General features: G+C 72.2%; 12 protein-coding genes. All 12 read left to right on the top strand.

Annotated features, from left to right (window positions below):
• Nucleotides 1–344 precede the first annotated feature (344 nt).
• On the top strand, nucleotides 345–944 hold the full coding sequence (locus ACOJTC_RS08750) for a hypothetical protein (RefSeq protein WP_372444640.1): 600 nt from the start codon (nucleotides 345–347) through the stop codon (nucleotides 942–944).
• Between the two features lie 147 nt (nucleotides 945–1091).
• Entirely contained in the window at nucleotides 1092–1553 is a 462-nt protein-coding gene (locus ACOJTC_RS08745) for a DUF948 domain-containing protein (protein WP_088647310.1), read from the top strand.
• Between the two features lie 33 nt (nucleotides 1554–1586).
• Nucleotides 1587–1892, top strand: a complete 306-nt coding sequence (locus tag ACOJTC_RS08740) for a hypothetical protein (protein WP_204927608.1) — start codon at nucleotides 1587–1589, stop codon at nucleotides 1890–1892.
• A complete protein-coding gene (gene alaS / locus ACOJTC_RS08735; RefSeq protein WP_420116456.1) occupies nucleotides 1889–4567 on the top strand; it encodes an alanine--tRNA ligase in 2679 nt (892 codons plus the stop codon). The genes ACOJTC_RS08740 and alaS overlap by 4 nt, the downstream gene beginning before the upstream one ends.
• Nucleotides 4568–4639: 72 nt before the next feature.
• Nucleotides 4640–5101: a Holliday junction resolvase RuvX gene (ruvX, locus tag ACOJTC_RS08730; RefSeq protein WP_204927606.1), complete on the top strand. Its 462-nt coding sequence runs from the start codon at nucleotides 4640–4642 to the stop codon at nucleotides 5099–5101.
• Entirely contained in the window at nucleotides 5098–6333 is a 1236-nt protein-coding gene (locus tag ACOJTC_RS08725) for an endolytic transglycosylase MltG (RefSeq protein WP_420116455.1), read from the top strand. The genes ruvX and ACOJTC_RS08725 overlap by 4 nt, the downstream gene beginning before the upstream one ends.
• Entirely contained in the window at nucleotides 6330–7139 is an 810-nt protein-coding gene (locus ACOJTC_RS08720; RefSeq protein ID WP_420116454.1) for a shikimate dehydrogenase, read from the top strand. Before ACOJTC_RS08725 ends, ACOJTC_RS08720 begins: the two co-directional genes overlap by 4 nt.
• 215 nt (nucleotides 7140–7354) lie before the next feature.
• On the top strand, nucleotides 7355–8863 hold the full coding sequence (locus ACOJTC_RS08715; RefSeq protein WP_420116453.1) for a family 16 glycosylhydrolase: 1509 nt from the start codon (nucleotides 7355–7357) through the stop codon (nucleotides 8861–8863).
• A gap of 115 nt (nucleotides 8864–8978) precedes the next feature.
• Complete coding sequence (locus ACOJTC_RS08710; protein WP_420116452.1) at nucleotides 8979–10214, top strand: hypothetical protein; 1236 nt, start codon at nucleotides 8979–8981, stop codon at nucleotides 10212–10214.
• A 316-nt stretch (nucleotides 10215–10530) separates the two neighbouring features.
• Entirely contained in the window at nucleotides 10531–11370 is an 840-nt protein-coding gene (locus tag ACOJTC_RS08705; RefSeq protein ID WP_204927601.1) for a phosphatase PAP2 family protein, read from the top strand.
• A gap of 87 nt (nucleotides 11371–11457) precedes the next feature.
• Entirely contained in the window at nucleotides 11458–12402 is a 945-nt protein-coding gene (locus ACOJTC_RS08700; RefSeq protein ID WP_420116451.1) for a glycosyltransferase, read from the top strand.
• Nucleotides 12403–12644: 242 nt separating this feature from the next.
• Nucleotides 12645–14543 carry a delta-60 repeat domain-containing protein gene (locus ACOJTC_RS08695; protein WP_420116457.1) on the top strand — a complete coding sequence of 633 codons (1899 nt, stop codon included), beginning with the start codon at nucleotides 12645–12647 and terminating at the stop codon, nucleotides 14541–14543.
• Nucleotides 14544–14645 lie beyond the last annotated feature (102 nt).

Here is a 14645-nt window from a genome sequence, read left to right as displayed (position 1 = left end):
CCCGGCCCGCCGGTGCGGGCGGGGTCGTCGCGGCGGCGGCGGTGGCGCGGGCCCCCGCCCCGGGCGTCCGGCCGGCGGCGTCCGTCGGCCGGGCGGCTCCGCCGGTGCGTCCCGCCGCCCGGGCGGAGGCGGCGGGGGCCGCCGCCGTGCCACCCGCCGCCGGCCGGGTCGACGGGCCGGGTGTGGCCCGGGTGACCTCCCCGCAGGAGGCCCGGTCCGATTCCGACGGTCCGTCCGGCGGGCCGTTGCGCCCGGCCACCGGGGGCGACGCATCCGACGTCGACCCCGACGCGCCGACCGGCACCGAGCCGCGACGCCGGTCGGGGGAACGGCGTCGGCTGCGGCTGGGAGTCCTGGTGCTGGTCAGCGTGGTGCTCCTCGGGGCGCTCCCGCTCTATTTCGGGATGCGCACGTTGAGCCGGGATCCGGTCTTCGACACCCTCGACGAGTTGGGTGTGCCCGGCTGGGCGACGGCGAAGACGGTGGACAACGTCAGCGGCAGCCGCTGGTGTCTGCAGGACTGCCGGTTGCGGGAGCGCACCGTGGAGTCCGACCGGGCACCGGAGGAGACCGCCCGGGTCTACGAGCAGGCCCTGCGGACGGAGGGCTGGCGGCGGTGGGAGGTCACCCGCTGCCCGGAGCAGCCGGCCAAGGGCAGCTACACCTGCTGGCGGCGCGACGAGTTGACCCTCGACCTGTGGGTGCGGGAGCCGACCTGCGCGGCACCACAGGCGAGCGGTGACCCGGCGGTGCCGCCGGCCACCCCGGTCCCCCCCGCGGCGGGGGAGTGCACCGGCTCGTTGGTCTCGGTGAAGGTCCGTAACGCGATCGACGACGAGCGGACCCGGCCACAGCCGAGCACCGACCCGTCACTGACCGGTGAGGACCCGTTCCCGACGATTACCGATGATCCGCTCGGCGATCTGACACGCTCACCATCCTGAGCCGGTTTCCATCACGGACGGTAGGGTCTGGGGCTGGCAGGCCCGCCTGCTCCCGATGACCCCGTGCGGGTCACGCCGTGACGGCGGGGATCCGGGTCGCGTGTTCCGGGGCGTCGGGCCCCGGAACCCTGCTTGAGGAGGACTTGCGTGGATGGTGGACAGATCGCTGCGCTGATCGCGGCCGGCGCGTTCCTGATGCTGGTGCTCGTGCTGGCGGTGCCGATCCTGCGGCTGCGGCACACCGTGGACGCGACGACCCGGATGATCAACGACCTCAACGAGCAGACCGCTCCGCTGCTGGGGGACGTGAACACCACGGTGAAGAACGTCAACGTCGCCCTGGAGCAGGTGCAGACCTCCCTCGACGGGGTGAACCTCCAGCTCGCCAAGGTCGACACGATGACCAGCCACGCGCAGAACGTCACCGCCAACGTGGCGAACCTGGCCACCGTCGTCTCGGCCGCCGCGGCGAACCCGCTGGTGAAGGTGGCGGCCTTCGGGTACGGCGTCCGCCGGGCCGCGTCGGCGCGGCGGACCGCGGAGACCGAGCGTGAGGTGCGCGACACCATCAAGCAGCAGCGTCGGGCCGCCCGGCGCGGCAACCGCTGACCCCGGGCCGGCGGCGCACAGGAGGATAGGGACATGAGGCGACTTTTCTGGCTCGGTATCGGGCTGGCCGTGGGCGTGGTGGTGGTCCGCAAGGCCACCCGGACGGCCCAGGCGTACACCCCGGCGGGCATCGCCAGTGGGCTGTCCGAATCCGCTGGCGGTCTGGTCGAGTCGCTGCGTAACTTCGTGGAGGACGTACGGATCGGGATGGCCGAGCGCGAGCAGGAGATCCACGAGGCGTTCGCCCGGGGTGAGGCGTTCGACGACCAGTTCGCCGAGCTGCGGGAGGACCCGCGTATCGGTGACCGAGAGATCTTTCCGGAGGAACCCCAGCGATGAAGACGGCGGAGATCAAGCGGCGGTACCTCGCCCACTTCGAGGCGAACGGGCACACCGTGGTGCCGTCCGCTCCGCTGCCCGCCATCAGCGATCCGAACCTGCTGTTCGTCAACGCCGGCATGGTGCAGTTCGTCCCGTACTTCCTGGGGCAGCAGACCCCGGCGTACCGGCGGGCGGTGAGCGTGCAGAAGTGCCTGCGCACGCCGGACATCGACGAGGTCGGCAAGACCAGCCGGCACGGCACGTTCTTCCAGATGAACGGCAACTTCTCCTTCGGTGACTACTTCAAGGCCGGGGCGATCCCGCTGGCCTGGGACCTGGTCACCAAGCCGGTCGCCGAGGGCGGTTACGGGCTGGACGGCGAGCGGGTCTGGCCGACGGTCTACCTCGACGACGACGAGGCGTTCGAGATCTGGCGGTCGGTGGGGGTGCCGGCCGAGCGGATCGTGCGCCGGGGCAAGGCGGACAACTTCTGGTCGATGGGCATTCCCGGCCCGTGCGGCCCGTGCTCGGAGCTGTTCTACGACCGGGGCCCGGCGTACGGCCGCGAGGGTGGCCCGGCGGTCGACGAGGACCGCTACATGGAGTTCTGGAACCTGGTCTTCATGCAGTACGAGCGGGGTCCGGGCAGCGGGAAGGAGGACTTCCCGATCCTGGGCGACCTGCCGGCGCAGAACATCGACACCGGCATGGGCCTGGAGCGGATGGCCTCGATCCTGCAGGGCGTGGACAACCTCTACGAGATCGACGAGGTGCGGCCGATCCTGGACCGGGCGGCGGAGCTGACCGGCAAGCGGTACGGCGCGCACTCCGGGCACGTGGCGAGCGAGTCGCACCCGGACGACGTACGGCTGCGGGTGGTCGCCGACCACGTGCGGACCGCGCTGATGCTGATCGGCGACGGGGTGACCCCGAGCAACGAGGGGCGCGGCTACGTGCTGCGCCGGATCATGCGGCGGGCGATCCGGGCGGTGCGGTTGCTGGGCTGGCAGGAGCGGGCGTTGCCGGAGCTGCTGCCGGTGGCCCGGGACTGCATGTCCCCGTCGTACCCGGAGCTTTCGGAGGAGTTCGACCGGATCTCCCAGTACGCCTACGCCGAGGAGGACGCGTTCCTGTCCACGCTGCGGGCGGGCACGACGATCCTGGACACGGCGATCGCGGAGACCCGGTCGGCGGGGAAGCCGGCGCTGTCGGGCGAGAAGGCGTTCCAGCTGCACGACACGTACGGCTTCCCGATCGACCTGACCCTGGAGATCGCGGCCGAGCAGGGCCTGCAGGTCGACGCGGAGGGCTTCCGTCGGCTGATGGCCGACCAGCGCAGCCGGGCGAAGGCCGACGCGCAGGCCCGTAAGACCGGGCACACCGACGTGTCGGCGTACCGGTCGGTGCGCGACGACGGCGGTGAGGTGGAGTTCACCGGCTACACCGAGTTGCAGCGGGAGTCCCGGGTACGGGCGCTGCTGCGCGGTGGCGCGACGGTGGGCGCGGCGGTCGAGGGGGAGACGGTCGAGCTGGTGCTCGACACCACCCCGTTCTATGCCGAGGGCGGCGGTCAGCAGCCCGACCAGGGGCTGATCACGGTCGGCGCCGGCCAGGTCGAGGTGTTCGACGTGCAGCAGCCGGTGCCGGGGCTGATCGTGCACCGGGCGAAGGTGGTCCGGGGCGAGGTGCGGGCCGGCGAGACCGGTTACGCCGAGATCGACGTGACCCGCCGCCGGGCGATCTCCCGGTCGCACACGGCGACCCACCTGGTGCACCAGACGATGCGCAACTTCCTCGGCGAGTCGGCGACCCAGGCGGGTTCGTTGAACGCGCCGGGCCGGCTGCGGTTCGACTTCAACACCCCGACGGGGGTGTCGCCGAGCGTGCTGCACGACGTGGAGCAGCAGGTCAACGAGGTGCTGTTGGCGGATCTGGAGGTTAACGCCTTCATCACCACCCAGCAGGAGGCGCGGCGGATCGGCGCGATGGCGCTGTTCGGCGAGAAGTACGGCGAGCGGGTCCGGGTCGTCGAGGTCGGTGACTACGCCCGGGAGCTGTGCGGCGGCACCCACGTGGCCCGGTCGGCCCAGCTCGGCCTGGTGAAGATCCTCTCCGAGGCGTCGGTGGGTTCCGGGGTGCGCCGGATCGAGGCGCTGGTCGGGATGGACGCGTTCGGCTTCCTGGCCCGTGAGCACCTGCTGGTGTCCCGGCTGGCGGAGCTGTTCCGGGTGCCCGGTGAGCAGGTCGCCGACCGGGTGGAGCAGACCGTCACCCAGCTGCGTGACGCCGAGAAGGAGCTGGAGAAGCTCCGCGCCCAGCTGGTGCTGGGCGGGGCGGCGGCGTTGGCCGGGCAGGCGAAGGACGTCCGGGGGGTGGCGTACGTCGGCACCGAGGCGCCGGAGGGCGCGGCCGGCAACGACGTGCGGACCCTGGCCCAGGAAATCCGCGGCAAGATCGATCCGGCGCGGCCGGCCGTGGTGGCGGTGGCGGCCCGATCGAACGGCAAGGCCTCCCTGGTGGTGGCCGTGAACGCGGCGGCCCGTGGGCGTGGCCTGGCGGCGAACGACCTGGTCAAGGCGGCCTTCTCCGGGCGTGGCGGAGGCAGCCCGGACGTGGCGCAGGGCGGTGGCCTGCCCGCCGCCGAGGCACCGAACCTGCTGCTCACGGTCGAGAAGACGATCGCCGACGCGTGACGGAACAGCACCCGAGCCAGGGCGGACCCGAGCTGGTCCGCCCTGGCTCGTCACCGGGGAGGGTGACCATCTGTGAGTGAGTCGTCCCGTGGGGTCCGGTTGGGCGTCGACGTCGGGCAGGTCCGGGTGGGGGTGGCCCGGTCCGATCCGCACGGCATCCTGGCCACTCCGCTGGTCACGCTGGCCCGGGACCTGACCACCGGACCGGACGCGGTGCCCAGCGACCTCGCCCAGCTCGCGCAGCTTGTCGTCGAGCACGAGGCCGTCGAGGTCGTCGTCGGCCTGCCGGTCAACCTGGCCGGTCGGCACGGCCCGGCCGCCCAGCACGTGTTGGCGTACGCGGGCCGGTTGACCGGGGTGATCGCCCCGGTTCCGGTGACCCTCACCGACGAGAGGATGTCAACTGTCGTCGCGTCTCGTAGGCTTGCCGAGCGTGGCGTCCGGGGAAAGCGCCAACGTGCGGTGGTGGATCAGGCCGCCGCGGTCGAGATCCTGCAGAGCTGGCTGGAAGCGCAGCGGAGGCGGACGGAATGATCGACGATCTGGACCTCGGGTTCGACGAGCAGGAGAGGGGGGAGAAGGGCCGGCACCGGCGCGGCTTCGTCAACCGGCGCAACGGCACGTCGGGTGGCCGCAAGTCGGGCGGCGGGCTCGGAAAGACCATCTTCGCCCTGTTCATGGCCCTGGTGCTGCTGGGTGGCATCGGCGGTGGGGCCTTCTACGGCTTCGACCGGATCCGTAACCACTTCATCACCCCGGACTTCGACGGGCCGGGCAGCGGTGAGGCGCTGGTCGACGTCAAGCAGGGCGACACCGCCACCGACATCGGCAACTCCCTGTACGACGCCGGTGTGGTCAAGAGCACCAAGGCCTTCGTCGAGGCGGCCGACGACAACGCGCTCAGCAAGAACATCCAGGTCGGCCGGTACAAGGTCAAGAAGGAGATGCGCGCCACCGACGCGCTCGCCCTGCTGTTGGACCCGAAGAGCCGGGTGGTCAACGGGGTCACCATTCCCGAGGGCATGATCACGCTGGCCATCTACGACCTGCTGGCCAAGGAGACCAAGATTCCGGTCGCCGAGTTCAAGGCCGCCGCGAAGGACCCGGTCAAGTTGGGCGTGCCGGAGTTCTGGTTCAACCGCAAGGACGGCAAGAAGGGGCCGCGCAGCCTGGAGGGCTTCCTCGTCCCGGCCACCTACGAGCTGCCGCCGAAGGCGACTGCCCCGCAGATCCTGTCGCTGATGGTGGACAAGTTCCTCGACGTGACCGGGGGGATGAAGTTCGTCGAGACGGTCGAGGCCGACCGGGGCATCTCGCCGTACGAGGCGTTGATCACCGCGTCGATCGCGCAGGCCGAGTCGGTCAACCACGAGGACATGCCGAAGGTGGCCCGGGTGATCTACAACCGGGTCTACACCGACCGCTACCACTGCAAGTGCCTGGAGATCGACAGCGCGATCAACTACTGGCTGCGGTTGCAGGGCAAGAACCCGAAGGATTCCGACATCCTCAAGCAGTCCGAGCTGAACGACCCGAGGAACCCGTACCGGACGCACGGCGCGGACGGCCTGACCATCACCCCGATCAGCAACCCCGGCGAGGACGCGCTCAAGGGCGCGATGAGCCCGCCCAACGGCACCTGGGTCTACTTCATGACCATCGACAAGAAGGGCACCATGGGCTACGGCACCACCGATGCCGACTTCCGCGAGCTCCAGCGCAAGATGTGCACCAACGGCGTGCTGAGCGGCGAGAACTGCCGGTGAGGGCGGCGGTGCTCGGCCAGCCGATCGCGCACTCCCTCTCCCCGGTGATCCACAACGCGGGTTACGCCGCCGCCGGGCTCGACGGCTGGTCGTACACCCGGATCGAGTGCGGGGCGCAGGAGCTGCCGGCGCTGGTCACCGGCCTGGGCCCGGAGTGGGCCGGGCTGTCGGTGACCATGCCGGGCAAGGAGGCGGCGCTCGTGGTGGCCGCCACCGCGTCGCCGGTCGCCGCCGCCGTCGGCGCGGCCAACACGCTGGTCCGTCGTCCCGACGGCTCGTGGTACGCCGACAACACCGACGTCACCGGCATGGTGGACGTGCTGACCGAGGCCGGGGTGCGCCCCGGTGCCACGGTGACGGTGCTCGGTGCCGGCGGTACCGCCCGTGCCGCCCTGGCCGCCGCCGCCCGGCTCGGCGCGACCACGGTGACCGTGGTGGCCCGGCGCGCGGAGGCGGTGGCGCAGTTGCGACCGGTGGCGTCGGCGGTCGGGGTGGAGCTGGTGCCGGCCGCCTGGTCCGACGCCGCCGCGCACACCGGGGCCGACCTGGTCGTCTCCACCGTGCCCAAGGGGGTGGCCGACCCGGTCGCGGCCGGGGTCGACTGGGGACCGTCCACGGTGCTCTTCGACGCCCTGTACGACCCGTGGCCGACCCCGCTGGCGGCCTCGGCGCAGGCCGCCGGCCGGCGGGTGGTCTCCGGGCTGGATCTGCTGCTGGCCCAGGCCGTCGGCCAGTTCTCCCAGTTCACCGGGGTGCCGGCGCCGGTCGACGCGATGCGGGCGGCGTTGGCGGCGGCCCGCGGCTGACCCACCGGCAGCCGGTCGTCACCGCATCGCCGACTTTCCGGTCAATCAGGCGTAACCTCGCCGAAGCGGCATTCGTTTGCTGGCCTGCCGAAAAGCAACCCCTGTTCCCTTATTCTTTGGTTAAGTCGTGTCGCCACTCTGATTTCCGACCTGCCATATCCAGCCGTGGTGGATACGCTGCTGCCGGTAATCGTCGCCCACCCGGGGAGTGTTCCTTGAGCCGGCACGGAATCCACCGCGCACTTCCGGCCATCAGCGGTCGACGCAAGGCGGTCGTCCTCAGTGTCCTGAGCGTCACCGCAGTCGGCGGCATCACGGCCACGATGATGCCGTTGATCGCCGCCGAGGTGCCACCGATCACGCTCTCCGCCGTCGCGGACACCACTGTCACCCAGGTGCCGCAGGACGGCGACAACGGGGTCAAGACCACCCTGGCGAGCTGCCCGCAGTTGTGCGACGGCAACCGCAACGGCCAGCGCGACGCGGTGCTGGAGTTCCAGGTGCGGGGCCTGCCCGCCGACGCGGTCGACGTCAAGGCGTCGCTGCGGGTGTACGCGTGGCAGCAGTTCTCGTCCCGGGTGCGGGCCCACGCCGCCCAGGGCACCGCCGTCGGCGCCGGCCAATGGGCCTACCGACCCGCCCTCGGCCCGGTGCTCTCGGCCGTCGACCGGGTCGCCCAGGGCTACAACGAGTGGGACGTCTCCGCCGCCGTCAAGGGCAACGGCCCGGTCACCTTCGCGTTGACCCAGGAGAACTGGAACACCCGGATCTACTGGGCCTCGCGGGAGAACGCCAAGGCCGCCATCCGACCGAGCCTGGTGCTGACCTACCAGCGCAGCGACCGGACGCCGACCCGGCCGCCGGCCACCACGGCGGCGCCGACCACCGCCGCCCCGTCGCCGACGCGGACGTCACCGTCGCCGTCGCCGAAGCCGACGCGGACGGTCAGCCCGCCCGCGCCGACCACGGCCCCTCCGCGCCCGACGCCGACCGTGCGCCCCGGCACCGACGTGCCCGGCTGGCGGCTGGTCTGGTCCGACGAGTTCACCGGGCCCACGGTCGACCTCAAGCGGTGGAACCTGCGCGACAACGAGGGCCGCGACATCGACAAGGGCTGCAACGTCGACGACCCGGACAACACCTTCGTCGCCGACGGGGTGCTGACCCTGCGCGCCCAGCGGGAGACCGCGGTGTGCAGCTCGCAGACCCGGCAGTACACCCAGAGTTACCTGGACACCATCGGCAAGGCGTCGTTCACCTACGGCCGGTTCGAGATGCGGGCGAAGTCGCCCAACGGGCCGACCGACTCCAAGGGGCTCTGGCCGGCGTTCTGGTTGCGTCCCGACGACGGCGGCAAGGGCGAGATCGACGTGGTGGAGCTGCCCGGCGGCTCGTCCCTGCACGGGGCCGCCACCCAGGCGATCTTCTACGACTACACGCCGGTCAAGCAGGACCAGCGGTGGGACTTCCCGACCGGTTACCCGGGTGACGGCTTCCACACGTACACCACGGAGTGGGAGCCGGGGGTGATCCGCTGGTACATCGACGGCCGTCAGGTCTGGCAGCGGGACCGCAGCACCACCCCGTGGTTCGACGAGGCGTTCAACAAGCCGTTCAACCTGCGGCTGAACTTCCAGGTCGGTGGCTGGCTGGGTGACCCCGACGCGGCCACCCGCTTCCCGGCCGACTTCCGGGTCGACTACGTCCGCGTCTGGCAGCGCTGAGCCGCCCGGCACGGGATACGCCGTCCGGTGGGTCACGGCCCGCCGGGCGGCGGCTTGTCCGCTGGTCCTATCGTGGCCGCGAGCGCGCGGCGGTCGGGCGGGACGGGTGGAGGGCATGACGGTGGCGACGGATCCACGGACCCGGCAGGACGGCGTGGGCTGGGTGACCCGGGCCATCTTCGGTGACCCCCGGCTCTGGCTCGGCATGCCGCCCGACCCGGTGCCCGCCACCCACCGCCCGGTCGTCCGGTACGCCGTGGTGCCCTCGGTGGAGCGGGCCAGGTTCCTGCTCCCGCTCGTCTCCCGTCGGGTCGGCGCGGCGTCGACGCTGGCGTACAACGCGCTGCGCCCGCCCCGGGTGCGGGCCAACCGGCTGGCCGTCGGGATGCTGGCCGGGCTCGGAGCGACCGGGCTGGCCCGGATGCCGGTGCTGACCGTGGCGGTGCCCACCGACGCCGACCCGGCCGAGCTGCTGCTCGCCGAGCACCTGGGTCGGCTGGCGGGCCGACCGCTGCACGCCGCGATCGGCATCCGGCCGCCGGACCCGCACCACAAGCCGACGTTGCAGCTCTTCGACGACCGGGGCGTCGCCCGGGCGTACGCGAAGATCGGGTGGAACGACGCGACCCGGGCGATGGTGCGCGCGGAGGCCGCCGCGCTGCGGGATCTGCCCCGCGACGGCGGTGACTTCCCGGACGTGCCCCGGCTGCTGGACGAGGTGGGTTGGGGTGACCTGGCGGTGACCCTGGTCGAGCCGATGCCGGCCCGGGTGCGCCGCCCCCGCCATCCGCTGCGCCCGGAGGTGACCGCGATGCTGGCGGTGGCCCGGCGCGGTGGCCCGCCGTCGACACCCCGGCCGCTGCGCGGTTCGGCGTTCCTGGCCGACCTGACCGCGCGGGCCGCGACCGCCGGTGGTCCGGTGGTCGGGGCGCTGGCGGCCCTGGCCGCCCGCGACGGCGACCGGCCGGTGGAGTTCGGCCACTGGCACGGCGACTGGGTGCCGTGGAACCTCGGCCGGCACCGGGGCCGGTTGGTCGTCTGGGACTGGGAGAACAGCGGCGCCGACCGGCCGCTCGGGTTCGATCTCGCCCACCACGGTTTCCAGAGCGCCCTGTCGCTGGGTGGCCGGGACGTGGCGGGGGCGACCGGGGAGATGGTCGAGCTGTTGGGCCGGCACGGTGCGGCGTTCGGCCTGGACCCGGCGGGGTGTCAGTTCGTCGCCGACGCATATCTCGTCGAGCTGTGGTTGCGGACGGCGGAACTGGCCGCCGGCGGTGGTGGCTGGAGTGCGAAGTTGCACCCCGCGCTGCTGCACACGCTCGCCGACCGGCTGGGCACGCCCCGCCCCTGACCGGCGGTTTCCCGTGGGCTGGGACAAGTGTCGGGGTCCCGACCGGAAAAACGGCGAAAAGCCCACACTGCCGTCACCGCCGCTACCGAAGCCGCCTCACGTTCCACTAGGGTGGCCCCACTCGACGACTACCGGCCGGTGACGGCGTGGTCGGTCCGGCCCGGGACGACGTGGGGACCTCGTCCGGGGCACAGGTGTGGGGGAGGCCCGGCCGACGGCCGGCACAATCAGGGAGCACGATGGGATCGTCACGTGTCATTCAGCCCGGGGTGGACCACGCCCCGGCCACCGGCCGTGCGAGCGGTGGTGACCCCCGGTGACCATCGTCTACCTGCTGGCCGTGCTGGCGGTGCTGGTGCCGCTGCTGGTCGTTCCGGTGCTGGCGTCGCGCTGGATGTCGGCCGTCGCCACCGGCCGGACGGCCGAACGGTTCCGGATCGCCCTGGCCGGGCTGACCGCCGCGTTCGGCCGGGTCGGCGCGGCCGTGGTGGTGCTGCTGGCCGGGTGCGCGGCGGTCGTCGCCGTGTGCTGGCCGGTCGGTGAGGCGATCTCCCGGCTCGAACCCCACGTCGACCACCGGGTCTTCGACTACGTGCACGCCCACCGGGTCGGCTTCTGGGAGGACGTCAACCTGTTCATCTCCCCGATCGGCGACCGCTACCCGCTCAAGTGGGTGACCGTGGTGGCCGCGATCGGCTTCGCCATCGCCTGGCGTCGTCGCCGCTGGTGGATCCCGTTGGTGGCGATGCCGCTGCAGTTCGTCGTCGAGCAGTACACCCAGACGATCCTCGCGAAGGTCGTCGACCGGGGCCACCCGCCGACCGACCTGGGCACCTACCCCTCCGGCGGCTGCGGCCGGGTGCTGATGACCTTCGGCACCATCCTGGTGCTGGCCGCGCTGACCTGGCGGCTGCCGCGCCGGGTGCTGATCGGCCTGGTCACCGCCCTGGCCGTGCTGGCTTCGGTGGAGGGCTACACCCGCATCTACGCCGAGAAGCACTGGCTCACCGACGTGTTCGGCGGGTGGTTCTTCGGCACCCTGCTGACCGGTGTGATGGTGCTCGCCGTGCTGGTCGCCGACGGTCGGGTCCGCCGACCCGCCGCCCCGGCACCGACCACCACCACCGACGACGACCGGATGTTGACCGGCACCTGACCCGTACCCGTCCGGTGGGCGCGACCCGTTCCCGCGCCGTCCGGACCCGGCCCCCACCCCTCCTCGCACAGAAGTTGGGCCACCGACGTGACCACCCTCCTCGTCGCCTCCACCGGTGGGCACCTCGCCGAGCTGCACGACCTGCTGCCCCGGCTCGGGGTGCAGCACGACTGCGTCTGGGCGACGTTCGACTCCCCGCAGAGCCGGTCGCTGCTCGACGGGCACGAGGTCATCCACGTGCCCCCGGCGAGCACCCGCGACCCGGTGGGTGCGCTGCGCGACCTGCTGGCCGCCCGCCGGGTGCTCTGCGACGGGCGGTTCCGCCGGGTGATCAGCACCGGTGCCAGCGTCGCCATGTCGTTCTTCCTGCCCGCCGCCCGGCACGGCCTGGACTGCCACTACATCGAGAGCGCCACCCGCACCGTCGGCCCGTCGCTGACCGGTCGACTGGTCGCCCGGGTGCCCCGGACCCGGCTCTACACGCAGTACCCGGGCTGGGCGAACGGCCGGTGGCGCTACGGCGGTTCCATCTTCGACGGTTACGCGCCCGCGCCCGCCACCCCGCGCCCGGTCTCCAAGATCGTGGTGACCCTCGGCACCCAGGACCGCTTCGGCTTCCCGCGTCTGCTGCAACGCCTGGTCGACGTGGTGCCCGCCGAGGCGGAGGTGCTCTGGCAGGTCGGCTCGACCCGGATCCCCCGGATGCCGGCCGGTGCCCGCCGGCAGGTGCCGTACGCCGAGATGCAGCAGGCCATGCGGGAGGCCGACGTGATCATCACCCACGCCGGGGTGGGGTCGGCGCTGGCCGCGATGCGCGCCGGCCACCGCGCCGTCTACGTGCCGCGCCGGGCCCGTCACGGTGAACACGTCGACGACCACCAGGTGGAGATGGCCCGGGAACTCGACCGACGCGGACTGGTGCTGGCCCGGGAGGCCGACGCGGTCACCACCGACGACCTGACCCGGGCGGCCGCCTGGACGGTGACCGCCACCGGTGTCGTCCCGGCGTTCCGGTGGGCGGAGGCGGCATGAGGCCGACCGGGGTCGGGCGGCCCGGTGGTGGGCTCCGCCGGTCGATGCGCGATTCTCGTCCTGCGTGGGTCGTCCGGACGCGACCCGTACGACAGGACAGGGCCGAGCCGGTGGCCGACCGGACCGGTCGGTTGATGGTGGGAAATGTCCGGGCAGAGCAAGCTACGCACGATCTCACTTCATTTTTGGGGGCGCCAGTGCTTCACAGAACGTCTCGACCGGTGTGGCGGCGGTGGTTCGCCGTGCTCGCCGCACCGGTGCTCGCGGTCGGCCTCCTGGCCGCGCCCGCCCACGCGGCGGATCTCACCCCGGTAACCAGCACACTCACCTCGGCCAACCCGGCGGACAACATTCCGCACGCGCAGGACGGCGACACCAAGGCGTTCGCCGAGATCGGCAACACGGTCTACGTGGGCGGTTCCTTCACCTCGGTCAAGGCCGCCGGCGCCACCAGCTGGACCTCGCGCAACTACCTGTTCGCCTACGACCGGACCAGCGGCGCGCTCAAGGCCGACTTCAGCCCGACGCTCGACGGCGCGGTGCACGCCCTCGCCGCCAGCCCCGACGGCAAGCTGATCGTCGGTGGCGCGTTCAAGAACGTCAACGGGGTCAGCCGCAAGAACCTCGTCCAGCTCGACCCGGTGACCGGCGCGACGGTCGCCAGCTGGGTCGGCCGCAGCGACGGCGGCCTGGTCCGCCGTACCGTCGTGGTCGGCAACAAGCTCTACATCGCCGGCGCGTTCCACTGGGTCAACGGCACCGAGCACTCGCTGCTGGCCCGGCTCGACGCGACCACCGGCGCGATCGACCCGAGCTTCCAGATCGACGCCAGCGTCGCCCGCGCCAGCAGCGAGCTGGTCTGGGGCCTGGCCGTCGCCCCCGACGGCAAGACCCTGGTCGCGGTGGGCAACTTCACCGAGGTCAACGGCCAGCCCCGCAACCAGGTGGTGGTCGTCGACCTGGACGGCACCCCGACGGTCGCCAACTGGAGCACCCAGCGCTACGTGGCGCCCTGCTACAGCGGCTCGTTCCCGTTCTACGCCCGCGACGTCGACTTCTCCGACGACGGCACGTACTTCGTGATCATCGCTGACGGTGGCCGGGGCGACGGGGCGTACTGCGACGCCATCGCCCGGTTCGAGACCGCCGACCGGGGTACGGCCATGGACGCCACCTGGGTCAACTACACCGGCACCGACTCGGTGACCTCCGTCGAGGTGGCCGACAACGTGGTCTACGTCGGCGGTCACTTCCGCTGGCTGAGCAACGCCAACGGCAACGACTCGGCCGGCAGCGGCGCGATCAACCGGTTCGGGCTCGGCGCGCTGGACCCGATCAACGGCCTGCCGCTGGTCTGGAACCCGACCCGCTCGGGCGCCCCGGCGGGCACCACCACCTGGGGCCCGATCATGTGGGAGCTGTGGCGGGGCAGCACCGGCCTCTACGCCGGCTTCGACTCCGACGGCCTCGGCAACGAGTACCACGGGCGGCTGGGCCTGTTCCCGCTCGCCGGTGGCCGTACCGTCGCGGCGACCAACGCGCCGACGGCGTCCTCGGGCTACCTGTACGTCGGGACCGGCAACGGGCAGACCGCCAAGGTGTCGTTCAACGGCAGCACCGTGGGCACTCCGGTGGCCAGCGCGCAGGCGAACCTCACCGCGTCCGGCGCATCCTTCTCGGTCGGCAACAAGCTCTACTGGTCGAAGACCGACCCGACCGCCGCCGGCGGCAGCTACCTGGGTGTGTCGATGTTCACCGGCGGCACGGTGGGCGCACCGTGGGTGAGCAGTGGCTACAACGACTGGTTCAACCCCGCCACGATGGCCGGCGCGTTCTACCTCGACGGTCGGATGTACTACACCAAGGCCGGTACCAACAAGCTGTTCTACCGGTACCTGGAGCCCGACGGCTACGTCGTCGGCTGCACCGAGTTCACCCTGCCCAGCGTGGGCCTGAACTGGGGCAACGTGCGGGGGATGGCCTGGGTCGACGGTAAGATCGTCTACGGCAACACCAACGGCTCCCTGCGGGCCGTGCCGTTCGACGAGACCGCCGTCGACGGTGCCGCCTCGGTGGAGATCGCACCGGCCGGCGGCGGCGTGGACTGGTCGAGCAAGACGCTGTTCTTCGCCACCTCCTGAGCCGCACCTGTCACGGGCGGTGCGCCCGGGGGCCCGCCCCCCGCGGGGCCCCCCCTGGGCCCCGGGGCCCGGGGGGCGGGGAACCCCCCGGGACAGGGGGCG

The organism is Micromonospora sp. (genome assembly GCF_048594385.1).
GTDB lineage: Bacteria > Actinomycetota > Actinomycetes > Mycobacteriales > Micromonosporaceae > Micromonospora > Micromonospora wenchangensis.
Note: the sequence above shows the minus strand (reverse complement) of the source record. Positions and strands in the feature narration are given on the sequence as shown.

What these genes read in the sequence shown, in the direction of transcription:
- ACOJTC_RS08740 (WP_204927608.1), top strand. Translation starts at nt 1,587, where the DNA reads ATGAGGCGACTTTTCTGGCTCGGTATCGGGCTGGCCGTGGGCGTGGTG.
- alaS (WP_420116456.1), top strand. Translation starts at nt 1,889, where the DNA reads ATGAAGACGGCGGAGATCAAGCGGCGGTACCTCGCCCACTTCGAGGCG.
- ACOJTC_RS08725 (WP_420116455.1), top strand. Translation starts at nt 5,098, where the DNA reads ATGATCGACGATCTGGACCTCGGGTTCGACGAGCAGGAGAGGGGGGAG.
- ACOJTC_RS08710 (WP_420116452.1), top strand. Translation starts at nt 8,979, where the DNA reads ATGACGGTGGCGACGGATCCACGGACCCGGCAGGACGGCGTGGGCTGG.